The 24,789-nt window shown below is 67.2% G+C and carries 17 protein-coding genes; 6 read left to right on the top strand and 11 right to left on the bottom strand.

Annotation, left to right across the window (positions count from 1 at the left end; translation table 11 throughout):
• Window positions 1-43: 43 nt before the first annotated feature.
• The 3 genes from G4D83_RS45640 to G4D83_RS25535 are packed head-to-tail and all read right to left on the bottom strand — an operon-like array spanning window position 44 to window position 4,512.
• On the bottom strand, window positions 44-1,621 hold the full coding sequence (locus G4D83_RS45640; RefSeq protein WP_176434150.1) for a DUF1501 domain-containing protein: 1,578 nt from the start codon (window positions 1,619-1,621) through the stop codon (window positions 44-46).
• A gap of 12 nt (window positions 1,622-1,633) precedes the next feature.
• Complete coding sequence (locus G4D83_RS25530) at window positions 1,634-2,674, bottom strand: hypothetical protein (protein WP_163867437.1); 1,041 nt, start codon at window positions 2,672-2,674, stop codon at window positions 1,634-1,636.
• The gene (locus tag G4D83_RS25535) at window positions 2,674-4,512 is read right to left on the bottom strand and encodes a DUF1549 domain-containing protein (RefSeq protein ID WP_163867438.1); all 1,839 of its coding nucleotides are present in this window, start codon (window positions 4,510-4,512) and stop codon (window positions 2,674-2,676) included. The genes G4D83_RS25530 and G4D83_RS25535 overlap by 1 nt, the downstream gene beginning before the upstream one ends.
• A gap of 328 nt (window positions 4,513-4,840) precedes the next feature.
• Between G4D83_RS25535 and G4D83_RS25540 the strand changes: the two genes are divergently transcribed.
• Entirely contained in the window at window positions 4,841-5,296 is a 456-nt protein-coding gene (locus tag G4D83_RS25540; protein ID WP_163867439.1) for a hypothetical protein, read from the top strand.
• Between the two features lie 4 nt (window positions 5,297-5,300).
• Here the strand turns inward: G4D83_RS25540 and G4D83_RS25545 are convergent, their stop codons facing one another.
• On the bottom strand, window positions 5,301-6,185 hold the full coding sequence (locus G4D83_RS25545) for a DUF3592 domain-containing protein (protein ID WP_163867440.1): 885 nt from the start codon (window positions 6,183-6,185) through the stop codon (window positions 5,301-5,303).
• A gap of 116 nt (window positions 6,186-6,301) precedes the next feature.
• On the opposite strand from G4D83_RS25545, the gene G4D83_RS25550 reads away from it, so the two are divergent.
• Window positions 6,302-6,604 (top strand): hypothetical protein, encoded by a 303-nt coding sequence (locus G4D83_RS25550; protein WP_163867441.1) that lies wholly within the window; start codon window positions 6,302-6,304, stop codon window positions 6,602-6,604.
• Window positions 6,605-6,821: 217 nt separating this feature from the next.
• Entirely contained in the window at window positions 6,822-8,543 is a 1,722-nt protein-coding gene (locus G4D83_RS25555; protein WP_163867442.1) for a Hint domain-containing protein, read from the top strand.
• Between the two features lie 61 nt (window positions 8,544-8,604).
• Here G4D83_RS25555 and G4D83_RS25560 read toward each other — a convergent pair whose 3' ends face one another.
• From G4D83_RS25560 to G4D83_RS25585, 6 genes are all read right to left on the bottom strand, one after another.
• Window positions 8,605-12,126: a hypothetical protein gene (locus G4D83_RS25560; RefSeq protein ID WP_163867443.1), complete on the bottom strand. Its 3,522-nt coding sequence runs from the start codon at window positions 12,124-12,126 to the stop codon at window positions 8,605-8,607.
• 75 nt (window positions 12,127-12,201) lie between these two features.
• The gene (locus G4D83_RS25565; protein ID WP_240356578.1) at window positions 12,202-14,247 is read right to left on the bottom strand and encodes a LamG domain-containing protein; all 2,046 of its coding nucleotides are present in this window, start codon (window positions 14,245-14,247) and stop codon (window positions 12,202-12,204) included.
• Window positions 14,248-14,439: 192 nt separating this feature from the next.
• Window positions 14,440-18,141: a Fic family protein gene (locus G4D83_RS25570; RefSeq protein WP_163867445.1), complete on the bottom strand. Its 3,702-nt coding sequence runs from the start codon at window positions 18,139-18,141 to the stop codon at window positions 14,440-14,442.
• Window positions 18,142-18,300: 159 nt separating this feature from the next.
• Window positions 18,301-18,633 carry a MazG nucleotide pyrophosphohydrolase domain-containing protein gene (locus G4D83_RS25575; RefSeq protein ID WP_163867446.1) on the bottom strand — a complete coding sequence of 111 codons (333 nt, stop codon included), beginning with the start codon at window positions 18,631-18,633 and terminating at the stop codon, window positions 18,301-18,303.
• 258 nt (window positions 18,634-18,891) lie between these two features.
• Entirely contained in the window at window positions 18,892-19,692 is an 801-nt protein-coding gene (locus tag G4D83_RS25580) for a M57 family metalloprotease (protein WP_163867447.1), read from the bottom strand.
• A 360-nt stretch (window positions 19,693-20,052) separates the two neighbouring features.
• Complete coding sequence (locus tag G4D83_RS25585) at window positions 20,053-20,745, bottom strand: DUF2490 domain-containing protein (protein WP_163867448.1); 693 nt, start codon at window positions 20,743-20,745, stop codon at window positions 20,053-20,055.
• Window positions 20,746-21,014: 269 nt separating this feature from the next.
• Here G4D83_RS25585 and G4D83_RS25590 point away from each other — a divergent pair, with 269 nt between their 5' ends.
• The 3 genes from G4D83_RS25590 (at window position 21,015) to G4D83_RS25600 (ending at window position 22,776) form a co-directional block, all read left to right on the top strand.
• Window positions 21,015-21,659, top strand: coding sequence for a glutathione S-transferase family protein (locus tag G4D83_RS25590; protein ID WP_163867449.1), 645 nt, complete (start codon window positions 21,015-21,017; stop codon window positions 21,657-21,659).
• A 463-nt stretch (window positions 21,660-22,122) separates the two neighbouring features.
• Complete coding sequence (locus G4D83_RS25595; protein ID WP_163867450.1) at window positions 22,123-22,542, top strand: hypothetical protein; 420 nt, start codon at window positions 22,123-22,125, stop codon at window positions 22,540-22,542.
• Window positions 22,543-22,623: 81 nt separating this feature from the next.
• Window positions 22,624-22,776 (top strand): hypothetical protein, encoded by a 153-nt coding sequence (locus G4D83_RS25600; protein WP_163867451.1) that lies wholly within the window; start codon window positions 22,624-22,626, stop codon window positions 22,774-22,776.
• A 10-nt stretch (window positions 22,777-22,786) separates the two neighbouring features.
• On the opposite strand, the gene G4D83_RS25605 is transcribed toward G4D83_RS25600, so the two are convergent.
• Complete coding sequence (locus G4D83_RS25605) at window positions 22,787-24,484, bottom strand: serine hydrolase domain-containing protein (RefSeq protein ID WP_163867452.1); 1,698 nt, start codon at window positions 24,482-24,484, stop codon at window positions 22,787-22,789.
• Window positions 24,485-24,789 lie beyond the last annotated feature (305 nt).

Consider the following 24,789-nt stretch of genomic DNA (forward strand, 5'->3'; position numbering starts at 1 on the left):
CTCGATGTCCGCTGGCGTCGCCTCTTCGCCCTGCTCACCGCCGCTACCCCTTCCGGAGTCCCACCACCTCGCCATAGCCACCAGGGATGAAGAACTCGTGCGCCTCCATCCCCATGATGCGCAGCGCGGTGGTGACGACGTCCGCGGACCGGGGGACGCGCTTCTGCGTCTGTCCCGTCTCCTCGATGATGTCCACCGGGACCCCGAGCCCGCGCGTCGTATACGTGCCCACCTGTCGATTCGCCGCCACGTTTCCGCCCGCGAAGGCGACCGAGGTGAAGGGGTGATGGTCATCCGGCAGGTTGTAGCTGCCATCCCCCGAGCGTGAGGCCCAGCTCCGGCCGAACTCGCTCATCACCAGCACCAGGGTGTCATCGAGCAGCGTCTTGCCCGGCTTGCCCGGAGCGGGCGTGGCCTTCATCTCGCCCAGGAAGCGCGCGACGCAATCCATCAGCCCCCGGCCATGCGCGCAGCTGAAGGCATGCCCCGAGCCGCTGTGCGTGTCGAAGTCCATGCGCAGCGAGACATGCACCGACGTGCACAGGTCCGACTTGAGCAGGCGCAGCGCCATGTCCATGCGCGGGTCCAACCCGACGAGGTGGAAGTTCGCGTTGCCGAACGTGTAGGTGAACGACTCGTTCAAGTAGCTCGACAGGTACGCGGGCCGGTTCGTCTTCAGCGTGTCGATGCCCTTGGTGCCCTCCAGCAGGGACACCACATCCGTCGCCAGCACGCGGGAGACGGATGACAGCGAGCCATGCAGGCCCTCCAGGTAGTTGTCCACCTTCGCCGTCGAGCGGCCCAGGAGCGGCTGCGCGCGCCCCAGGGAGTAGCGCTCCACCGTGGTCGTCTTCAGCGCGGCCCCCGTGGGCCTGCCTCTCGCATCCAGCTCCGCGCCCTCGGTGCGCGCATCCAGCCCCGTCCACCAGGCGTTGTCCGCGGGCTTCCCGGAGAGCATCGGCTTGAGCGCGTCGATGGACGGCACGCCCACCGGAGAGGCGTGCGAGGGCAACCCCATGCCGGACGGCACCCCCCGTTCTCCAGAGACGACCACGAACGGCAGGGGCCGGGTCTCCCGGTGCCGCGCGTACAGGTGGTTCGCGATGACCGAGTGCATCGCGGGCGCCCGGTAGTCCGCGCCCGCGACGCCGCACATCGCGGAGATGAACGCGCTGGCGTGGTCATTGGTGCCCTGGTCGATGCCATGCAGCACGCTCAACTGCTCATGCAGCGCGAAGTGCTGGTAGCCATACATGAGCGGGCTGAAGGAGCCGCGCGCCGCCGGGTCCTGAGGATTCCAGGACTGCCACGTCCGCAGCGGCTTGTACGGGCCGTTGGCGGGCGCCAGGTTCACCACCTTGCTCGCCTCGAAGAAGACGGGCTCGCTGATGAAGCCCGAGGGCCCCGGGACGCAGAGCGGAATCTCCGAGTCCTCCATCGGCGTGAAGCAGTACGCCGGACGGAAGCCGCCCGGGACATAGAGCACCACGAGCCGGGAGGGGACGTCCGCGTCCGCGGCCTGGGCGACTCCAGAACCGAGGAGCCCCGCGCGTTCGAGGAGGGCGAGCTGGCTGGCTCCGAGGGCCCACTTGAGCAACGTGCGTCGAGAAGTAGTCGGCATGGGGTCCTCGGCTCAGTAGGTGATCCACAGCGGGTGACGGATGAGCGCCGCGCAGGTGCCCACCCAGGCCAGGCGCGTGCTCTGCGCCTCGAGCGGGAGGTAGACCTGCTCGTACAGCTCCTTCAGCTCCGCGTCCGCGGGAGGCTGTCCCAGCATGCGCAGGTAGAGGTTGCGCAGGTTCTTCTGCACGGCGTCCGGGCTCTTGGTGGAGGTGTCCGCGAGCGTTGCGAAGCGCAGCACCGCCTTGTTGTTGGGCTTGTCCACCGCGCGCCCGCACCAGGCCTGGGACATCTGGACCAGCGCCTGCCCGGCGGAGGGGCCGAAGCTCGGGTCCTTCTTGCGGTACTCCAGGGAGTTGCCGCCGCCGAGCGCCTCGAAGCGCTCGACGGAGCGCGGGTCGGAGACGTACTGCCCCGAGATGCCGGGAGCCCAGTCACCGGGCCACACGAAGAACTTGTTCCAGTTCACCACGTACGCCTGGTCGCGCCAGTGGGGGTCGCTCGTGCTGACGAAGTCCTCGAGCGCAAGCCCCAACTGGTCCATCAGGCTCACCACCATCTCGTCGGCGGCCAGCCGGCGGACCTTGAACTCCACGGGTGACGGCGTATCCAACTGCACGGGCGGCGCCTTCAGGTCGCGAATCCACGCCTCCACCTGGGCGATGGTCATCGTGACGCGGCCGCTGGCGACGAGCTGCTCGTAGGGCTGGCCCGGCGGCATCTGGGCGTAGCTGCCGGGAGCCACGCCCTTGAGCATCTTGATGAGGAGGCTGCCCTCCGGGTCCCCACGCTTCACGAACCGCTCGTCGTAGACGAGCCCGCTCTCGAACGCGGCGAGCGAGGCGAAGAAGGGCTTGTTGCCGTTGACGTGGCAGCCCTCGCAGGCGGGCGCGAGCGCGAGGCGGACCGCGTCGTTGTCGCTCGCCGCGGCGCAGCTGTCACCCGCGTCCGGCTTGTCATCGCCGCCCTGCGAGACATCTCCGAAACAAGCCCCCAGGTTGAGTGAGAGCGCGACGAGCGCGACGGCTCCCAGGAACGAACTCAGCGTGCGCATCACAGGCCCCTCCGCAGCTCGGACTGCTCGAAGAGATATCGGAGGAAGGGCCGCAGCTTGCGCTCCCTGGAGACGAACTCCCTCGCGAGCTTGTCGATGAAGCCCTTCTCCGTGGCCGGATTCAGCTCCCGACCGATGAACATCGCGTAGAGCTTGCGCGCGGCGCAGCGGTCGAACTCACCGGAGCGGACGAGCAGCTTGCCGAAGCCCAGCGGGCCCATGGTGCCATCGCCATGTTCACCCAGCAGCGTGTACGACTCCGGCATCGTGTCGAGCAGCACCGCCTCCGGATTCGCCTTGAGCTGCTCCGGCGTGACAGGGGTCAGCACCGTGTTGGGCACGAAGGCGTTCTTCCAGCGCTGGCCCGGCGCATTGCCGATGTGCGGATACTGTCCGGACAGCCACTCCGCGGTGACGCGCTGGTTGCCGATGCCCCCGATGAAGGGCCACGGCACGTAGTAGCTCGGGAACGGAGTGAAGTCCCAGCGCTTGAAGGCGATGGCCGCGGGGTCCAGCGTCTTGTGGCAGTGCAGGCACGTCCCGCCGGTCGCCGGGTCGATCTCCAGCGGCGGGAAGTGCACGTCCGCGGGAGGCGGGGAGAAGTTCTGGCAGGCGAAGATCTCCAGGAAGCGCGCGGCCCGGACGCGCTCGCGCGGGAACGAGGACATGGACCCCATCATCGTGAGCACCCCGGCGGCGGGCAGGCCCAGGGGCGCGTCCTTCGTCGTGCGCGGGTCGAAGCGATAGGTGCGCTCCATGCTGCCGGAGCGGGTCTTGTCGGGAGTGAGCGAGAGGTGGAAGGGCTCCAGCTCCTCCACCACGAACTCGCGCCACGCCAGCGGGTCGTTCGGCGTCGGATGCAGCGGGTCGCGCGGGGCGTTGCCCACGTCCGGACGCCACCACGTGGTGTTCTGGTCCACGGAGGTGCTGCCCATCTGCCGGCCGAAGCGGATGTACAGCGCCCGCAGCCAGTTGGTGCCGACGGAGTAGTTGCCGACGACGAGGTCCGAGAGCGGCCGGTCATGCCATGCCAGGTGCGCGAACAGGCGCGCGGGCTCCTCGTAGGGGTGGCGGCGCTGACCACTGAGGCTCGAGGTGCCCGTGGAGTTCAGGCCGGCGAGCGGCGAGCACCACATCAAATTGGGGCCACACCCGCAGCCCCGGACCAGCACGGGGTCGTAGTAGCCGCCGTAGGCGATGCCACAGTCGTTGACCTTCCCCGTGGCGGTGTCCGTGACGGTCTTGACGTCGGAGCCCGCCAGGCCCAGCACCTGGACCATCGTCCCCGGAGCCCACCAGGGCTCGACGGTGTGCACCACCGGCACGGCGGGATTCCCGCTCCCATCCTTGTCGGAGCACTGCTGCCCCGGGTCCCCCGAGGCGAACTCGTTCACCGCGTAGTACGCGCCCGGGTGCGGGGTGTTGTCGGCGCACCGGTGAAGGTGTCCTGACATGTCGCCCTGGTACGCGTCGCCGTTGGCGCCCGTGGTGTAGGCGCCCACGGCGATCCACTCGTGTCCGAAGCGCAGCATCCGCTCGTAGAACTTCGGAGAGGCGAGCACCTCGTCGAGCGTCGAACGCAGCAGCGAGGCGCGCGCCTCGGGCGAGGCCGTCGCGGCCATGGCCTCGTACTGCTCCAGGGTGGGAGTCGTCCCCGTGAGGCCGAGCACGATTCGCCGCAGCAGGCGCGTGTCGCTCATCTGGTCCTGGGGTGGGTCGACCGGAGACGTCGGCTCGGGTTCGCATTGCTGCGCGTGCGCGTCGGGCACGCCGAGCCCGGACGTCGCGAACAGCACGGCCGCGAGGGCCGCGCTCTTCAAGTGCAGGTGCCAGTGCATGCCCGAGACAATAGCATCGGCTGACACAATGAATCACGGGGAGAGATGTCTGTCATTCCCCGAGAACGGGGGTGGACTCTCCTCTACACCCGACTGTCTTTCGGGCCCCGGGTGGCGGTGACTGGAGGCCACGGTGGGGTGGACTCCCCACCACAGGTTCACGCACCGCGCCATGGGGTTGGCTTGTGGGCAGCCGCCCCACCTCGACTGCTCGACGGGCACGGAGGGCTGACGCTGTCGGGGGCGTGTTTGACATTGCAGGCCGTCGGGCGAACACTGCGCGCGTCCTTCGCTTTCAAATCCTGTCTTCGCGGTTCGAGGTGCGTCCATGCGCAAGCTTCGCCCAGCGGTCGTTGCCCTCCTGTTCGCGGTCGTCATGGTTCCGGGGCTGGTGGCCGCGGCGAGTCAGGGCGTGCACAGCATCTGGTCGACGAAGGGCGGCGCCGCCGTCATCAAAGGCACCCTCTTCGCGCCCGTCCTCAATTCCTCGGTGGTGAGCTGGAAGGAAGGCGCGGGGCCCGCGTTCGCGAATGCGCGGATCACGGCGGATGCCAGTGGCATCGCCACCGTCCTCGAGCTCCACCTGGTGGCCCTCCAGGGCTTGCCGACGAACGACGTGGTGCAGGGCCTCTGGAACGTGACGCTCGATGGCGTGCTCGTGTGCGCCGCGTGCCCGGGCTACGCCAAGGGGCTCAGTCATCCCGTGGGAAGCCCCTACAACATCGACGTGGACAACTCCTTCTACCGGCTCGACGGCATCATCACCTCGCGCTTCGACTACTGAGGCGCTACCTCGACCGGGCGAGGACGATGGGTTCGAGTTGGAACGCCACCGTCGAGAGGGTGATGTGCGGCAGCGGTGCCCCGAGCACGTGTTCCGCGGGGTCCTTGGGATTGAACCGCACCTCGATTTCCTGTCCGCTCGACAGCTTCCGGAAGCCCTGTTGCTGTTGTCGCGCCAGGGCCAGATGGGCCCGCCGCTCCTTCCGCGTGGAGGAGGGCGAGTGGTCGCTCGGGGTCATCTTCGAGATGGGCGCCACGGTCTTCACCGCGAACGCGTACGTAGTCTCGCCCGCCGTGTAGCGGTAGTGCGCATATTCCCCCTCGCCATGCCCCACCAGCCCCCCAAACCGGGCCACCGCGGGGGTCCACCCCTCCACCTGGGACGCATCCTGGGGCACCAGGGACTGGGCACGACGCAGGTAGCGCAGTCGCTCGTCCCAGCGGTCGATGTCTCGGAGGACCTCTTCCGCGGTCGCCGTGAGCGGGTGGAGCACGGCGGCGCGCGTCCCCAGGTAGCGGGGCGGTCGCTCCATCATCGGCTGGAGCAGCGGGTCGAGTACCTCGTGTTGCTTGGGCTCCGAGACGCAGTAGCGCATCCGGAAGGCGCGGGGCATCACGAGGTCGTCGTACCACTCACGAAAACCCCCGAACATGCCCCGGTGTAGATCGTCCCACGGCGAGTCGTAGAGGAAGCAGTACTCGGTCTTCCCCACGCAGTACCCATAGAGGAACAGCGTCTCGTCCGCATAGCCCGTCACGCCATAGAGCAGCGCATCCCCCTCGGCCGTGCGTCCCGTCAGTGGGGCGAACTGATGGACCGGCATCCGGGAATGCAGGGTGCGGAGCTGGTCCAGGAGCGTGCGGACATCGGTTGGCATTTCAGCGGACATGGGCGGAGACCCCGGCGTTGAGCCTCCATCAAGCCCTGGACGCGGCCTTCCGTCCACCCGAGAGGCATCCCATTCCGCTGCTGGCCGCCCGCGGGATTTCGAAGTACAAAAACTCGATGGAGAGGATTCGTTGGCTCGCGCTCGCACTGCTGATCCTGTTCTCCGGCTACACCGTTCACGCGAGTCGGACAGAGTCGTTCTGGACGTCCCTGAAGCGCGTCCTCGCGTTGAGATGGGGCCGTCAGGTGACGATGGACCTCTATCTGGGGCTCTTCTTGTTCAACTTCTTCGTGTATCTCAACGAAGGCTCGGTCCTTCTGGCACTGGTCTGGCTGGCGCCGACCCTGGTCCTGGGGAACATCGTTCCGCTGATCTACTTCGTGGTGAACTTCAACTCACTGGTCGGCCACTTCCTGTGAAGTGTCGCGGTGCGGGGCGTGTCGGGCCGCACATGTCGATGCAGACCCCGTGGAAACCCCCATGTCAGCTCGTGGGATTCCACCAGGACTCTGTCTGTCTATGATTGTTTGTGGTGTCTTTGTCCGGTTTGGGAACTTGCGGGGGTTGTCCGGATTTTGATGGATTCCAAATCTTGGTATCTGTTTTCCAGTCACCCATCCATCCCGGAGGTAGACCATGTCATCACGTCTTCGCAGACATGCCGCTCCCTTGTCGTTGTTGCTCACCCTGGGGCTCGCCCTGGCCGGATGCCAGAAGGAGAGTCCGCAGGAGTCAGGACAAAGTCGCACCGACATGCCGAGCTCGAACGAGCTGCGCCCCGGGGACCTGACCTACGTGCGCGAGCTGGCGGCGAAGCATGATGGCGTCGTCGCGCTGGACCTGTCCGATGAGGCCCAGTACCGCTTCCTCCGCTCCCGCGTGGCGGCGGCGGGCAAGACGCCGGAGAAGTATCCGCAGTTCTTCGCCATGCTCCAATCCGTGCGAGAGCGTCACGCCGCGCGCAAGCACGGCGTGAGCGCCCAGGCCGCCCCGGAGGTGCCGAGGGACCACATGATTGGCAAGGTCATCGTCGGGCCGGACGGGAGGACGTTCGAGGCGACCGCGTTCTCCACCGTCCAGGGTGGGGCGGACTACAGCTTCCTGGACGTGGTGGTCTGGGATGAATTCCAGAAGCAACAGGTGTCCGACTATGGATGGGGCGAGGTCTATGCTGATGGCCGCAAGCTGTGGGCCCGCGCCACCGGAGTGCTCCCGGCGGACCCGAACGCGCTGCTCTTCGTGGACTCCGCGAGCATCGTCTCGTTCAACGGCGAGGAGCAGGTCGTCTTCAAGTCCCTCACCGTCGCTCCGTCCCCGGGATGTGAAATCATCCATCCTCAGGACCTGGCGCCCGTCGCGAGGCCGGACAACATCGTCACCATCTGCCTGCAGCGCAACAACGGGGACTGCGACTACCCGATGGTCGCTATCCAGCAGGTCCAGATTCCCCTCCAGGGAACGATGACCTTCCCCTTCCCGGTGACCAGCATCAACAACACGGTGGACACGTACGCCAAGCTCGTCGAGGAGAGCGGTGGGCCTCGGCAGATGGCCTTTGGCACCTTCTTCAGCTGGCTGCAGATCAACCCCGCGGACCCACGACAGGTGCGGTGGTCCATTCCCCAGAACCAGGGCGTCTTCACCGGCATCCTCTTCAGGCCCTACGAGGACGTGGACCTGTTCATGAGCATCGACGTGACGATGAACCGAGGGGGGAGGCCGACGCGGGTCGTCAAGCAGTTCTCCTCGTCGCCCACCTTCACGCCGGGCATGGCGTGCGTGCCGAAGATTCAAATCTCCTACAGCTGCCTGGCGGAAGGCACCCAGGTGAAGCTCGCGGGTGGCAAGAGCGCCCCCATCGAGAGCATCGCCAAGGGCACCCGCGTGGTGACGGATGGCTCTGGCCAGGCGCTGCGCGTGGCGGATACGACGGTGGGCACCGAGAGCATCCCGATGGTCCACCTCCGCGACGAAGCGGGCCATGACCTGCTCCTCACGGGCACGCACCCGGTGATGACGCCGGACCAAGGGGTGGTGTGGGCGGAGGAGCTGAAGGTCGGCAACCGCGTCGTCACTGATTCGGGTGTCTCCACGCTGGTGAAGGCGGACCGCGAGATGTTCAAGGGCGCGGTGCACAACCTGAAGCTGGACCGGACCTCGCTCAACGAGCGCCGCGAAGCCAAGGGCAGCACGCTGTATGCCAACGGCTTCCTGGTCGGCGACGTGAGCATGCAGCGCGCCTACGAGTTCAAGGACCGCGCGGCTGTGACGGCGGAGTTGCTCGCGCGGCTCCCTTCGAAGTGGCAGGTGGATTACCAGAACAGCCTGAAGACGGGTCGGCTCCCCCAGGGCCCCTGATGGAGTGAGGGCGCCCCGCCCTGACGTAGAGCCAGGGCGGGGGCGTCTGTCTTCACCGACGTCAGGGTGCCGGGAAGTGGTCGAAGTGCTGGTCCAGCGTGCGTGTTCCGTCTGGCTGGTTGATGCCCGTGGTCAGCCAGGGCGGGACGACGCCGCCCATGACCGCCGGGACATTCATCGGCTGGCGCCGTCTGTCCTGGAACCGCGGCCCCGTCCCCGCCGTCAGCGCACCCAGACGCAGCCCTGGGAGGGTGGCCGTCCCCGTGTGGCATGAGAGGCAGAAGGCGTTGCCGCTCGTGTCCGGGCGGGGCATCGCCGAATGGAGCGCGGGCATGGCCAGCATCCCGGCGCGCATGCACCGCGCGGCGAGGCCGGGAGTGGGGTGCGGATTCTTGTGCACCCGGTCGATGCAGAGGTGCTCTCCGTATTGGGCCGGGTAGTCGAGCGGCTCCGAGTAGGTGCCCAGCCGCATCTGCTCGCAGATGGACCGCCGCATCCCGGGATACAGCGCCGCCCGAGAGCGCAGCGCTTCCAGCGTCGGAGTCCACGGCTCGGGCTCCCGCCGCGACAGGTCCACCGTCGTGCCGAGCGCCTGGTTGCAGACGAGCTCCTCGGTCCAGGGCCGCTGCGCGTCGCCCGGTGCCAGGGCGTAGATGCGCAGCTCATCCACCCAGCCGAAGAAGGGCAGCCGCATCTGGCCCGGTACGAAGGCCGGTCCCGGGTCGCTCACCGTCATCCACGTCCAACCATTCATCGAGTTGAACATCGGGTCGAAGCCCACGTCCCCCGGCGCGACGGTCAGCGTCGAGTGCCACGTCCCATCGATGTAGAACGCCAGGGTCCGCTGGCCTCCGACGGTGTGAATCTTCATGCCGAAGTGGAAGTAGCGCCCCGCCTGCACCAACGAGCCCAGGTTGACGGTGTACGAAGCGCCCGTCGCGCCGTTGTACACGGAGAGCTCGTGCCAGACATTGCCGGTGTTGTCCTTCACCTGGACCAGCCCGACCCACGAGTTGTCGGAGAAGTAGAAGAGGGTGCGTGGCAGGCTCCGCACGAGCGTCGCGCCGGGCCTGAGCACGTTGTCCTGACGTGAGTCGAGCCAGATGCCGAGCAGCCAGTCACGCTGGGCGCCGTTGACCGGATAGCCCATGTCCATGAGGTCATTCAGGCCATCCAGCCAGACACCCTTGCCGCTGACGCCGCCCAGGGCCACGGGCTCGATGCGCGCGCCGCCGCGCAGGCGCACGGAGGTGGGGGCCTGCGGTCCATCCGTGCCGAGCAGCGGGCTGCCCGTGGCGGCGTTCTGCGCCAGCGGGTTGCGCTTGAAGCGGAAGTCGGCGAGCTGGCCGCCGCGCACATAGGCCCAGGCGTCCTTGACGGGCATGAAGCCGTCCTGGGCGAAGGTCTCCGCGCGCCAGGGCCCATACGGAGACACGTCCATGCGCATGGCCGCGTTCATGTGCGCGACGACGAAGGCGCGCTTGTTGAGGTAGTCGTCGAAGGCCACCTCGGTGTTGCGCTGCGTGTTCGACTGGACGTTCCACACCACGTCGAAGGGCAGGGTGGGCCGCATCCCGTCGAAGTGGTTGAGCTGGTTCTCGAAGGAGAAGATCTGGGAGCTTCCCCGGGGCGTCAGTGACACGTCCGCGCCCGAGTACAGGCGCAGATCATAGGTTCGCTGGTACTGGTCGTCGGTGTGGCCCGCCAGGTCGGTGATGCTCAGCCCGTTGTCGAGGATGACCGCCTTGCCGCGAGTCCACGCGCCGAGCACGCTGACGGCCTGCGCGGGCGCCCGGTCCGGATTGAAGGTCGCTCGGGTCGCATCCGACGGCGGGCCCCAGGTGACATCCGTCTGGGAGATGGTGCTGTAGCGGTCCTCGCGCAGCACCTGCCGCGCGTAGTAGCCGTCATGGGGATTGTTCTTCGCGGCGAAGAACAGGTTCTTCCCCTCGCGGTCCAACCACGGGTAGGCCCACTGGTTTCGCACGCCGAAGGGCATGGCATTGCCCAGCGTGTCCCGGAAGGGCTGCGGCCGGCCGTTGACCACCTGGGACTTCGCCAGCTCGTAGCGGCTGTTCACCAGCGGGTCCATGGGCATCATGCTGATGGGCTTGAAGTGCCCCCAGCTCGAGGCGCGACACACGTCGTCGGAGGCCGCGTAGTACAGGCCATTCATGTTGACGACGAACAGCCGTCCGTCACCGCTCGTCGCGGGCTCGAACAACGCATAGGGCCGCTCGTTCGTGCCCCAGCCCGTCACGCCATTCCACGTCCCACCGTTGCCGATGACGCCGTCCTCGTCGTCCTCGACCTGGAACGAGGAGCGGTAGCTCTGCCGGTCGAAGAACTGGCACCACTTGGGCGCGGAGGCGGACGTGTTGCGCACGTAGACGGGCGTGGGGAGCGGCCACACCGGCACCGCGATGTAGCACTGGAAGCCAGGGTTGGCGGTGAACAGGCGCCGCCAGTCGATGGTGTCCGGCGTGCCGGGAACGCTGTACGTGGAGCCCGCGCTCATGTCGCCCCATGGCGAGTCATGGATGTTGAAGGGGCGGTACGGCGGCAGGTTCCAGGTGGGCAGGGACTTCACCTCGCCCTCCGGGTTGCGAGGGTAGACCCAGAGGCCCCAGCCCGCGGTGCCCGCCCCGTCGACGGGCTTGCCCGCATCCGTGGACTTCGGCGTGCGCACGAAGACGGTGAGGTCCACCGAGCGAAGCTCCCAGCGTTTGCCGTCGGAGGCAACCATTCCGTAGACGAGCGACATCTCATAACAGTCGCCTGGGACGGGGGCGGTGCTCACGTCATAGCGGGCCGTGCACGCCACGGGGTTGCGCCCATGGCTGCCCTGGAGCTGGGCGGACATCGAGTTCTCACAGGTGGTGCTGTGGAGCGCGTCGGGAAAGTCACCGTTGTTCTTCGCCGTGAGTCCGGTGGCCATGGGGTTGAAATAGGTGAAGGGGTGCAGGCCCACCGTGTGCGGAGGTTGCACGTACCGGATGCCCTTGCTGGCGAAGTCGTAGCGGAAGTCCTGGCCCAGCGTCTCCGGACGGAACGAGTACAGGATGGAGCCTTCCGCGCAGCCACGGCAGCCGCCGCGCACGAAGAGGCGGCCGTCGTTGGTGCCTCGGTTGAAAGGCAGCACCTGGATGGCATTCGCCGCGTCGCCATTCTCCGGCATCCGGGGCGTGGACCACCCGTTGTCGTACTCGTTCGGCGGAAAGGGCTGCATCACCCCGGAGAGCGCGGCCGGGCGCAGCGTCAGTGGCGACGCATAGGTGGAGCGATAGGGCCGCCACGCGGGGGACAGCTCCCGGAAGATGCTCGGCCGCTGCGGGTTCTCCACGTTGTAACAGTTGTCGATGACGCCGTAGTTGTTGAGGCCGGTGGAGCAAGCGCTGGTGCCCACCATGGCCACATCCGTGAACCAGGTGGGCGGGTCCAGCGGCGCCTGCTGTGTGCCGACAGCCCCGGGGGCCAAAACCGCCGGCGCCGCGGGCGCCGTGTCACAGGCGATATGGAGTATCAGCAGGAGCAGGAAGGCGGATGACAGCCTTCCCGCGAGATGTCTTGGGTTCAGGGGCATGCACGCCGTGTAGCAGAGACGTCGCACACGGCGTCAACCGGGCATGAATGACCCATGCCCGGGTTTCATCAAGGCTCAGCAGCAGTTGCTCGGCTTCTGCGCGATGACGGCGATGAGGACGGCGATGTTGATGACGAGCTGCGCCAGCACGACGGCGAGGTAGGCGCCCCCGGTGGTGAAGAGGCCCACGACCATGAGGATGAGCGACGCGCAGTTGAGGGCGATGGAGACCCAGTTTCCGGTCAACATGTCACCCACCACCTTGCCAAGCGTCCCCGCGACGTAGAGCGCCTTGATGACCTTGATGACGGTGCTGCCGCTGGTGGCGCCCTTGGCCGCTTCGCCGATATCCTTGAGCAGCGCCGTGCTCTCTCCGATGACCTTGCTCAAGGAGGAGACGGCCCTGGTCGCCGAGAACCCCAGCCCCACCACCGTCAGAAGCAGGCAGAGCGAAGTCGCGGCCACGGAGATGACCCAGCCGACGCACTCCGTGTTGACGGTCAACTCCATCCGTCCGCACTCCACGGGCCCCTGGGCGGTGTGGTGGTAGAAGACGTACGCGGCGCCCTCCACCTTTCCGGCGATGGAGCCCACCGGCATGCCTCCGGGGCCGTTGCCTTTCGCCAGGCCGAGGTAGAGGTTGTTGCGGAACAGGGAGCGCAGGCGGTCCTTCATCGCTCCAGGAACGGAGGCGAGCACCGGCTCATAGGCGGCGATGATGGCTTCGACCTGGTCGGGCGGAAGCGGGCTGTTGGCGGGGTAGGGCACCTCGTCCGGGGACCAGCGGACGGCGGGCTCCAGCCGCGCCGAGGGCTGCACCATCTCCACCTGGGTATAGGAGCCTCCGGACGGGGGCGGCGACTCGGACGGCGGGGTGACCACGGTGGCGGGAAAGGCCGTGTTGAGGAGCACCGGCGGATTGCCTGTCACCTGGTTGGCGAGCATGAGGCTGCTCCAGGCATAGAACGCGACGCAGCCGTCGGAGTCGGAGGGGTCTTCCGACATGTACTGCTGGACTTCGTTGGCTGAAATCACGCGGGACCAGAGCGCCGCCGCCTGGAGGTAGCCCTGGAGTTCGTTTTCGGCGGACCCCGCGGTATCAGGGGTGTACGTGGCGCCGAACATCCATACCGGGTTCGCGAGCACCGGCATGGTGCACACGATGGTCAAGGTCAGGGTCCCATCGAGGTAGATGTAGACCATGGTCCCGTCATACGTGGCCGCCAGGTGATGCCAGGAGCCCGGGGGCAGTTGGATGCTGTCCCCCCAGCCGCTGGAGCCCCCCGCCGTGTCCTGTTTGAGCTCGAGGTTGAACCCACCGCCGTTCCACATCACCCCCAACGAGAAGCCGTAGCCGGTGTCGCGGTCCCTGCACGAGAACAGGGTCCGGGACGCCGCCTGGAACTCGGAGGGCGCGTCGCAGTTGAACCAGGCCTGCACGCTGAAGGGGCCTCCGTCCGCCACCACCGTGAGCGCGTCGCGAGGAGACGGTTGGACTCCCGTGTTGAGCAACCGCAGCGCCGGGGCGACCATCACGACCTGCGCGCCGCCCGCGAAGGTGGCCGCGTTCCGGTTCTTGCCGGAGACGTCATTGCTGGAGCCATCCGCGAAGCTGTAACACGCGGCGAGGTTCGTGCTCGGCGAGGGGATGTCCCACAGGGGGAGGCGCTCACCCTCGGGCAGCGCCGTGGACCAGAACGCGACATTGATGAACTGCGCGTCCGACGTGTGGCCCAGGCTGAACAGGCTGTTGGTCGCGGTGACCCGGGAGAGGGTGCCTTCGATGAACGGCGTGCCATTCACCGACAACGAGTAGGTGCCCTGGTTGGTGCCTTGGGTCTCGAAGACGAGCAGGACGTACTGCCATTGGTTCTGCAGCAGCTCGATTTCAGAGCGCTGCGGCGTGCTCATGCCCGGGATGCTGAGGGTGAGCAGCATCCCGTGCTGCCCGATGTAATAGGACGTGCCGGACAGCAGCAGGAATCCGTCGTAGGCGGGGGCTCGCGGGTTCAGCCAGAACCCGATGGAGTAGGAGCTGCTGCCGCTCAGGTCGACAGGGCTCGACGTGCCAAGTGAGATGCTCTGTCCATAACGCACGTCCGCGGCACCGTACTGATACATGGGTCTCATGCAACAAGGGCAGAGCAAGGGATGCGCCAGACCGCGCATTCCCCTGTTCTCGCCCGGTCAGGTAGTGGCGCGGGCTCGGGGTGAGCCGACCTGGTGCGTCCAGTCGTAACGCCGTTGCGTCGCGCCGGGACGCATTCGCGTCCGGAGGCGCGAGGTCTCCAGACGAGGGAGATGCTCGGAGGGTTACCGGCCCTTGCGGACCTCGTTCCAGAGCTGGTCACCCCATTGTGACTCGGAGGTGGTCAGGTCCTTGCCGGTGTCGGGGATGATGGGGAGGCTGCCATAGGCTTCGTCGTCAGGCAGGTAGGTCTTGAGGACGTTGTACATGTACAGCCGGCTGATGCGGCCGTTGCCGTCGTCGAAGGGGTGGATGGCGACGAGCTGTTGCTGGAGCCGCGCGGCGATTCGCGTCACCGCCTCCGCGCTCTCCGCGGGAGCCTTTGTCAGAGCTCCCTCCAGCTCCACGCGCGTCGAGTCCAGCAGGTGTGTCAGTGCCCCCTCCAGCTCCCCGGCGGATTGAATGCCATACGTCACCGAGTACTTGTAGTCCTGGGCCTTTCCCTTGCCAGGGCTCACCAGTCCCTTCGCGTTCTTCAGGACCCCCGCGTCGACCAGTGCCTGGACATCCTGTCGCCATATCCAGAGGGCCTTCTGCTTCCCATGCTCCCGGAGCTTCTCCTGCTGGTACTTCGCGGAGGCCAGCGGCGCGAAGGTGTCCGCGCCCACGTAGTCGCCCGCGGGGAGGTTCTTCAATGCCCCCTTCCAGCCGGCGGCCAGGTCATCCGCGCCGAACCACCGTCCGATGCGCAGTCCCAGGGTGGTGGCATTGTCGGCGCCCTCGGGTGCCAGCGAGTATTCGTCGTCGTCCTGTCCCCAGCCTCTCCAGTTGTCCCGGAGGGCCACGGGTTCTCCGGCGAGTTCGGATGCGGTCTCCAGCAACCCCGCGGAGGTCCAGAAGCGCGCCAGTGACTCATCCGCCAGGGAGCGGCGCAGCAACTTCTGCCAGCGCCGGAAGCCCCGCAGGCCATACAGCTCGCGAGGCGCGTGGATGCCCGTCGTCAGCCCCTCGATGCCCAGGTGCTCGGCCTCTTGCTGCGTCCAGGGCTCCAGCGACTGGAACTTCTCCACCGCCTGCTGATGGTGGCGTTGGTCGATGTAGCTGCGGACCTCCGAGTCCTCGCGGCGCGACTCGTCGACGTCGAGGGGCCGCTCGTCCAACTCGCCGACGCGGGCATCCGGCGCGATCTCCCGCAGGGTGTAGACGGTGGCGTTGCCATGGGGTTGGACGTCCTCCACGACGAAGCGCGCATAGGGAGGGAAGACGACCTCCCGTTGAAACCATTTGAGCTGGCCCGCCAGGAGCTGGACGTCGCGGCCGGTGAACAGGCTGTGGATGGCATAGATGACGCCTTTCCCCGCGCGGTCGAACTGGGTGTTGAACCTGGGAGAGAGGGACGAGCTCCAGAGCACCCCGGGGGAGACGACCTCGCCGATGACCTTCTTGTCCTCCTCCTGGTCGGCTACCTCCTCGCGGCGGTAGACCCAGCCCTCGTGGACGGGGAGCCCCTCCACGCCTCGCACCACGTCGTGGACCTGCCGCAGGACCACCTGGTTGTTCTCCAGGTCCCAGGGGGCGTCGAGCGCGTCGCTGAGCTGTCCAAAGTCGCCGGAGATGTACTTGCTGATGCCGTGAGCCCCGGTGGGGTCGGACTCCACCAGGTGATTGGCGGCGGCCTGTTTGTCTTCAATCGGGAGTCCGAAGTCATACGCGCCCAGGTACTCCGCGACCTTCGTGACATTGTCCGCCAGCGTCGTCCGTTTCTTGGAGGCGAGCTTCTTGTCCGCGCCGGGCAGCTTCCGCGGGCGCGCCTCGGGTGGAATCAGGGCCAGGGCCAGGTTCTTGTACCAGTCCACGGTCTTGGCCGCGTCGTGGTCCTCGCCTTTCGTGAGCAGGGTGGACACATACGCGGCCACATCCCCGGCGGACCTGAAGCGCGCCTTGAGCCTGTTGTAGGTCTGCTTGTCCTGGATGCCGAGGATGAGCCGCTGGTTCCTGGCGGAGACCTCATCCCAGAGGACGCCGGGAACCTGGGGGGCTGACTCCTCCGCGCTGACCAGTCCTCCCTTGCTCCGCAGCGCTTCGACCTGCTTCTTCGTCGTGTCCTGGAGCACGCTGGGGAACGCGCCCAGGCCCGGGCCCCAGGTGCTCTCGTCCTCTTGGGCGACAAGCCCCTCGAGCACGGACTGGAAGCCTGGCGCCTGAAGCTCGTCCGGATACCTCCACTGCATGTCCTCGACGACCTCGGGGGGGACGGCCTGCCGGTAGAGGTGGACGCCCTGCTGGGGTGTCTGGACACCTCCGGACTTGAAGGCCTCGAAGAGGCTCATCTGCTTGTCGGCGTGCAGTCCCGCGAAGACGAACAGCCGGGCCTGCTCTTCGTCTCCGATGCCATTGGTCGCCAGGGAGAAGGCCGTGGCGACACGGGAGTCCAGCCCCGAGGCCACGCGGTTCTGGTGGGCACGACTCGACTCGGCATAGAGCGAATCGAGCTGGAACCCATCCGTGTCGACCGCCTTCTCCTCCAGGCGGCGGTGACGTTGCTGCTTCTTCTTCGTCTTGTTGATGGAGCCGCCGTACAGCTTGTTCGCGTTCTTGATGTTCAGATCGAAGTCGAAGGTCTGCTCACGCCTGGACGTGGTCCAGACCCGCTCCGAGTCGTCGGGCTTCGGGAGCTGCCAGGCGTCTTGGATGGCCTGGCGGGCGATGTCCATGTTCTCGGTGTCATTCGCGAGGTGTTGGGTCAGCGCGTCCTCGAAGCCGACCTCCGCGAAGCGGGTGAGACCTCGGGACAGGCCGAGCAATTGCTGACCCGCGACGTTGTTGTCGAGCTTCTGGCGTTTTCTCGGGGCGTTCTCATCGCCCTCGTCCGGACTGGCTTCCTGTTTCTGTTCTTCCTCCTGGAGGAGCATGTCGTCTTGCTCCTCCAGAACGGGCGCCACGGGAGGTCGTGTCTCCGAGAGTTTCCGCTTCTCGCCGATGCCCTTGGCGCCCTGGAGCGCGGCGGCCTCGACCTCCTTGACGAGGAGGTCGCCGGTCTCGGCCGAGCCGCTGACCCGGGCGTAGTAGGTGTTCGTCTTGCCGTAGAGGTAGAGCTGTTCGCCGTCGTGGCGTCGGTCCTTGAGGGTCCTCAGGTTGAGTCGATTGCCTCCCGACTCCGGCCGTCCGTGGACGCCCTGGATGGGCGGTCGTGACGTGGGGTGCGGCGCCTGGAACGGCCCCGGCTCGGGGCGCGTGCCTCCCTCGTGGATGGGCATCCGTTGGGTGGCGGCCCGCCCCTGGACGTCTGCCTCCCGCTCCAGTCCGGCGTCGTCATTGATGGCGGCGCCCTGGGTCTGGGTGGTGGCCTTCACGCGCCCCTGCATCTGCTGCACGACATGCCAGGCCTCATGGGGCAGGTGGCGCTCCTGCCCTGGGCCCACGTGGATGTCGGAGCCCTGGGTATAGGCCAGGGCCTGGAGCTGCGCGGGCTTGTCGGAGTCGTAGTGGACCTTCACTCCATTCATGGGGAGCCCGGAGAGTCGCTCCACGCCCGCCTTCAGCGGTCCGGGCAGTCCGGTGGCGCGGCCTGGTGGCGTGGAGAGGGCTTCCGCCGTCCGAGCCTGGGCCACCACGCGGGGGCTGCTGTCCATCATCCGCTGCAATCCGAGCTGGGCCTGGACACGGGGGCTGAGCGCGGCCCGGGCCTGGAGCTGGACGTAGCGGGAGACGTCGGGCGCGGGCTGCTCGAAGGACGGCGCGGGGGGCCGGCCTGTCATCTCTCGCGAACTCTCCACGACGGGGGCATGCTTCTCGTCTGTGTCGAGCTTGGGGGGGAAGACACCCATGGACGCCGTCCCTTCCGGACCTGGAAACCGTCGCTCGAAGGTATGTGAGTCGCTCGCTGCGTTACGAGCACCCGGGACGTCGGTTCATCCCCGGCGTGGACTGCCTCGTACCAGGGAGGGTGGGCTCCGACGGGCCGACCTCTCCCGACAGGCGGGGCATCAGGTCCAGGTGCGCTGCTGGTTGCGCGCGTTCTTCTCGCGGAAGGCCTGCTCCAGGTCCACGCCGACGCGGTTGGCGATGGCCAGCAGGTAGTTGAAGACATCCACCAGCTCCTCGCCGACGTGGGCACGGGCCTGCTCGGTGGGCGTGCCGCGCCCCTCGTCATAGAGCTTCTCGTGGCGGCGCACCGCCTTGAAGACCTCGCCCACCTCCTCGCCCATGAGGAAGCAGTTGTGGACCAGGTCCAGCTTCAGCCAGCCGTGCAGGGCCTCCAGCTCGTGGATGTAGCGCTGGTAGTCCTTCATGGAGGCGTCAGGGGGCAGTTCAATCATTCCCCTGTCCTCCGTCATGAAGCGGGGGCCGTCAACCACCTCGCCGCGCGGGCTGGAACACGCGCGATACACGACTCGCGCAGGGCTGATGCGGGAAGTCCGAGCGCTGGCTTGTGACTTCCCAGAGCTCCGAAGAGGGCTGACCCGAGACCGTCAAAAAACACGAACCCCCGGCCCGACGTGAGTCGCGGACCGGAGGCTCGGGTGTCGACTCCCATGGCATCAAGAATGACGCCGCGGGGTGGTCGCCAGGGCTGACTAGTAGAGGGTGGTCAGCGCCGTGCGGTCGGAGGCCGTGAAGTTACCGGTCTCCGTCGAGCGGAAGCAGGAGTTCATGAGCGAGCCACCGGTGGAGGCCGTGGTCGGCGTGCCAGCGATGTGGATGGCGCCCACGCCCGCGGTGCCCTCGTTGGAGGCGGCGCCGCCGCAGCTGATGGCGCGGTTGTAGTAGTCAGAGTGACGGAAGCCGACCGTGTGGCCCAGCTCGTGGGTGATGACGTGCTCGTTCACGCCCACGCTGTAGGTGTTGAGGCTGGTGCCGATGTTGATGGTGCCGTAGGGACGGCCGCCGGAGGGGAAGCCCGCCGAGCCGCCAGCGCCGGACGTGGTCTGCGCGGTGATGGTCGCGCTGCAGCCGCCCGCGTTGCCACGCACCATGGAGAAGGACAGACCCAGCGCGTTGTAGTTCGCGATGGCCAGGTCCAGGCCCTGGCTCAGGCGGGTGTAGCTGTTGAACGTGGACGTCGGGACGACGCAGATGCGGGTGATGCTGGAGCTGACCAGGTTGGTCGTGCGGTACTGCTCCATCGTCTCCACGGGCTGCTGCAGCATCTCGCGGGACGCCTCGAGCGTCACGTGGGCGTCGCGGCCGACGTACACGTTGCCGTCCGCCACCATGATGTCGTTCGCCGGGAAGCCGGCCTCGACCAGGTTGGCGATGATTTCCTGCTCGACCTGCGACTCATCAACCTGCACGTCGGTGCCGCAGCCAGTCAGCAGCGCGCTACCGGTCATCGCGAGGACAGCAGCTCCCTTGAACATCTTCTGGAACACGGGCATCGGAGATTCCTCGTCCATTCAGACTACGGGGGGACGCGTCATCCGCCTGGTGTCCACCAGCAGCGGCCTGACGCGCTCCCGGCCTTGAGCAATTGATGGGCCATTGAGTCTCGCAGGGCGAGAAACCCGCAAACGATGTATAACGTGGAGTATCCGTGCTCCAGGCATCCGAGGCGGATGTGTAAACAACGTTGACGCCGTTGGGCCTAAGCCCGTGTGGCTCCAGGGGATTTTCGGAGTATTTCGAAGCGTTTCGAAACCACACAGTGATGTCTGGTTATCGGGCACCTGCCCCATGGGGCAATACCACCCCAGGTTGAGGGCTCGGCGGGTCCCCGGGGATTCACCCCTGTCGAACTGTTACATGAAGTTGAAGGGCATGGAGACGGCGAGCGTGTGGATGAGCTGATCGCTCTGCGCGGTGGGCCGGCGGGTGAAGACGTTGAGGTAGCCCACCTCCAGCGAAGCGTGGTCTCCATACTTCCAGCCCACGCCCACGAACGCGCGGTTCATGTCGAAGCCCGCGCTGGGGCCGCCCGCCACCGAGTTGAGGTGGTAGAAGACCTCGTCCCAGGCAATCAGGGACAGCCGCCCCTCCGCGGCCACCGGCTGTGCGCCTCGGAGCATGACGCGCGCGCGGAGGGAGACCTCCGTCGTCCCGGCCAGGAAGCGCTGCTCGAAGCGGGCCCGGAGCGTGCCTCGCACCGAACCCAGCTTCGGGGTGTAGAGGTACTGCTGGAAGAGGCGGCTCTCTCCCTGCCGCAGGGCCGGGTCTCCATCCCAGACCCAGAGCGGAATCCAGGCCTGTCCCAGCCACAGGGACATGTCCTGGAGCAGCCGCACGCCCCCCGCCGAGCGGAGGATGGCGCGGCCATCGTCCTTGCTGAAGCGCGGCTGCGCCTCCAGATAGTAGAGGAAGTGCTCTCCGATGCCGCCCTGGGCCGACACGGTGTACCAGAGCTGGACTTCCGACTGGACGGGCCGGGCCTCCACGGTGCGGAAGGGAGCGACGAGCAACAAGCCGATGAGGGGAAGGAGCTTCTCCGTGCGCATGGTGCGGGGCCTAGAGCATGACTTGAACACGGGCTCAACCCGGCTGATGACACGACTGCGGCCTGAGTGACGATGGGGCGCTCGTGTCCGCGTCGTTCGTGGGGCCGCGCGCCCGACGTGTCGACGAGGGTACAGGGGCGCGGAGCTGCTCCAGGTGCCCGTGGCCGGGGTGTGAGCGGCGGCGCCGAGGAGCGAGGACTCTGGGCGCGTTGACGGTGTCGGTGTGGCGTGTTTGATGGACGCTCACCGAGCCGAGGAGATTCTGGGGCATGAGGACTGTCAGCGCATTCAAGTGGGTCCCGCCGTTCGCTCAAGGTCTGGTGCGGGACCTTCGGGTGAGGTGGGCGCTCGAAGAGGCTGGATTGCCGTACCAGGTGAAGCTCATCGACAGCGCCGTCCAGGCCTCGGCGGACTATCGCGGGCTCCAACCCTTCGGGCAGGTGCCAGTGTTCGAGGAGGACGGCCTCGTCCTCTTCGAGTCGGGGGCCATCGCGTTGCACATCGCGCACAAGTGCGAAGTGCTCCTGCCGACGGATGCGGTGGGCAGGGCCCATGCGGTGACGTGGCTCTTCGCGGCGCTCAACTCCGTTGAAATCGCGATTCAGCCGCTCGCGGAGGTGGACCTGTTCTTCCCCAACGAGGAGTGGGCGAAGCTGCGCAGGCCCGCGCTGGTGGAGGCGCTCCAGGAGCGGTTGGGTGAGCTCGCGGCACGGCTGGGGACGCGCGAGTACCTGGAGGACCGCTTCACGGTGGGCGACCTGATGATGGTGACGGTGCTGCGCATCCTCCGTCACACGGACGTGCTCGACGGGTTTCCCACGTTGAAGGCGTACAAGGAGCGATGCGAGGCCCGGCCCGCGTTCCAGCGGGCACTGGAGGCGCAGATGGAGCCGTTCCAGAGACCCCGCGCCTGAGGGGGAACGGATGAGGGCTCGACTTGGGATTCGGCTGGGATTGATGACGGCCTGCAGCAGTCGCCCGGGGATGGAATCTACTACGCGACCTATGGTTCCCCCTTGGGGGCCACCGTCCTGGTCGGGCCCAGCAACCGCAAGCGGTGCATTCCACCTCGATATGTGGTGGACGAGCGCGGGCGAGTGGTTCCCATCGCGGACTACCACAGCCATCCGTGGGCCCCCTCCGAGATGTCGCCCGAGGACCGGCAGGCGGGCCTCCAGCGGTTCCTGATCCGCGTCCAGTTCGGACACGGACTGCACCATCATGAAGCTGGTTCCCTGCGTCAACGAGTCTCGTCCTGGTGAGGCGTACGTGAGGCGAGGAATGCGGTGGGTGCTGATCGGCCCTATCAAGAATGAGGACAAGCGGTATGGGCGAATCACGGACGTCGGCAGCGAGTGACGTTGGCGAGGTGACTGCATGAAGCGCACGCTCCTGCTCCTGATGGTCCTGCCTGGATGTGCCCTCTTTCGCCCGGGGCCCCGCCCGGTTCAGGCGCCACCGGAGGAAGCGGCGCGGGTGGTGTTTCCTCGCGACCTGCCGGCCCAGGGGCTTCACGAATTGTCGGGCACCCTCGCCGCGGCCATTGCCCTGGCGACGGAGGACTTCCGCCCGTTGGGAGCCAAGCCACATCGCGGAGCCACACCGCTGGAGCAATGTCTCTACAGGCGTGAAGCCTTCAACGTCTCCACCGCCCCAGGCCCAGGCGGCATCATGTTCGTTCGCTTTTCCTTCAGCCCGAGCAACTGCGCCGAGCACGAGCGGGAAATCGTCCTCGACATGGGCGCGACCTACGCAGTGGACGTCCCTGGCGCGAGAATCCTCGCCGTCCAGCGTTGAGCACCCGCGCGTCACTTCTTCGGGCAGGAGAGGAGCGTGGGCACGCCCTCCTTGCATTCGCAGCCGAGCTCCGGAGAGAGGGTGCAGGTCTGGGTCTTGCTCTTCCCCGCGGAGCAAATGCAGGTGACGCGCGCCCGGGTGGCCGTGGCGGTGGTCTTCACCGAGACCAGGTTGAACTCGGGCGTGGTGCGCGTGCTGACGACCTCACAGGGAGCCGATGCCGAAGATGTCTAAAGGGGTGGAGCTAAGGGCCGGACCGGTCCACGGAGGGCGCCTTGTTCGCGGACGGCTCCATCCGCTCCGCGCGAAACCGACGCAGGCGACGGCTGCTGACCAGCAACCCATCGACGCTCCCTGACGCCGCCCGCGTGAAAGTCATGGCGCCGAGCGAGCCGACGAACCGGTCCCCGCCCACGGGCTCCAGCATGACTTCGTCCCGTCGCGGCCAGCGCACCGCCAGCTTTCCGTCCGTGACGCGCACCGTGTACGTCATGTCGACCTCCTCGCTCCGGTACTGTCCGGCGAACACCGCCAGGTCCGTGGGCATGGGCGCGCTCAAGCGGATGAAGTCCCTCGTCGTGGGCCAGGAGTCCTTGATGCTCAGCTCGCGCGGGGCCTGGGGCTTCGGCGTCGCGAAGCGCCACACATGCTTCGACTCGCCGGGGCGGAACGCGCCCTCTCCAATGTGGACGAAGGGCTTGGTCGAGCCGACTTCGCGCAGCGCTCCGTCCTTGAACTCCAGGCGCACGACCTCGTCCGTCAAGGGACTCCAGTAGTTGCCGGCGAGCGCCGACAACTCCGCCTCCGGCAGCGCGACGGCGGGCGGCATCGTGTCCTTCAGGAGGTCACCCAGATACACCTCGGCCACCTTCCACGAGAGGTCCGTGGATGAAATCGAGCTGCCGTTGCAGAGCACGACGATGGCCAGTCGTTGGTCGGGGAAGAGGACGGCCTCCGTGCGGAAGCCGGATGCCATGCCGTCATGTCGCACCGTGCGCAGGCCGCGATGCTCCCCCAGATGCAAGCCACCGCCGTAACCCGTCTCGATGCCGTTGTTCAGCTTGCCGGAGGTCCGCATCAACGCCGTCAAGGCCGGCCCGCCGACGCGCCCGTCCATCAGGTTCTGCTCCCACTTCAGCACATCACCGACGGTGGAGAGCAGATTGCCGGGGCCGTAGTTGTCGGTGTTGGGCATGCTGATTCGCCAGCCACCCTCACGGGGCTCGTAGCCCGTGGCGCGCCTGGGAACGATGGCATTGTGGTCGTCCTGGAACCCGGTGTCGTTCATGCCGAGCGGCTTGAAGAACCGCTCATCGGCGAAGGCCCGGAGGGACTTGCCGGAGACGCGTCGCACGATGACCGCCAGCAACGTGTACGCGGCATTGCCGTACAGAATCTCCGTCCCCGGCTCGAAGTTCACACCGCGTTGCCGGGGCAGCGCCCAGAGGACGTCCGCCTCGGTGCTCAGGTCGTCGCCGCGCCAGCCGGCGAGGCTCATCAGCTGGCCCTGCTCGCGCAACCCGTTGGTGTGGTGCATCAGGTGCGCGAGGGTGATGGTCTTGCCGTAGGCGGGTATCTCCGGCACGTATTGGCGGAGGTCGTCGTCCAGCGACAGCTTGCCCTCCTGTGCCAGCAGCCCGATGGAGAACGCGGTGAACTGCTTGGAGATGGAGGCCATGTTGAAGACGGAGCCCGGCGTGATGGGGACGTCGTACTCCAGATTCGCCATGCCGTAGCCCCGCGCGTAGTCCAGCACGCCGTTGCGAGAGACTCCCACCGCGCAGCCGGGCGAGGCCTTGCCGCTCCAGGGCGAGAAGATGGCGTCGACGCGGGTGTGACGCTGTGACCGCGAGCCTCGTGGTGTCTGGGCACTGGCGATGGTTCCTGGCACGAGCCACTGAGTGACGAGCGCCAGCAGAAGAAGGGAACGGGGAAGTCGCATGCGAAAGAGGCTCCTCGAGCAGGGCGCGGAGGCGCCCGTCGTGAGCGAAAGGATTCCCGAGCCTCCAGCGACGAGCAGGGCATATCTGCGAAGCCCCACCCGGCATCGGTGAGCCGCGCGATTCAGGCGGTGAGCCGCGAAGAGCGATCGCCTCGGACCGTGGGGTGACGCCCGCTCGCCTGGCGGTCCATGGCCCGACTCCGGTGTGACGCGAGACATTCGCGCCCGGCGCCCGTTCTCCTCCCTGGAGCCTCACGTACGATGAGGTCGACCCTCACCGCTCTCTCGACATGCGTCCTCGTACG

The sequence above is a fragment of the Myxococcus eversor genome (assembly GCF_010894455.1).
GTDB lineage: Bacteria > Myxococcota > Myxococcia > Myxococcales > Myxococcaceae > Myxococcus > Myxococcus eversor.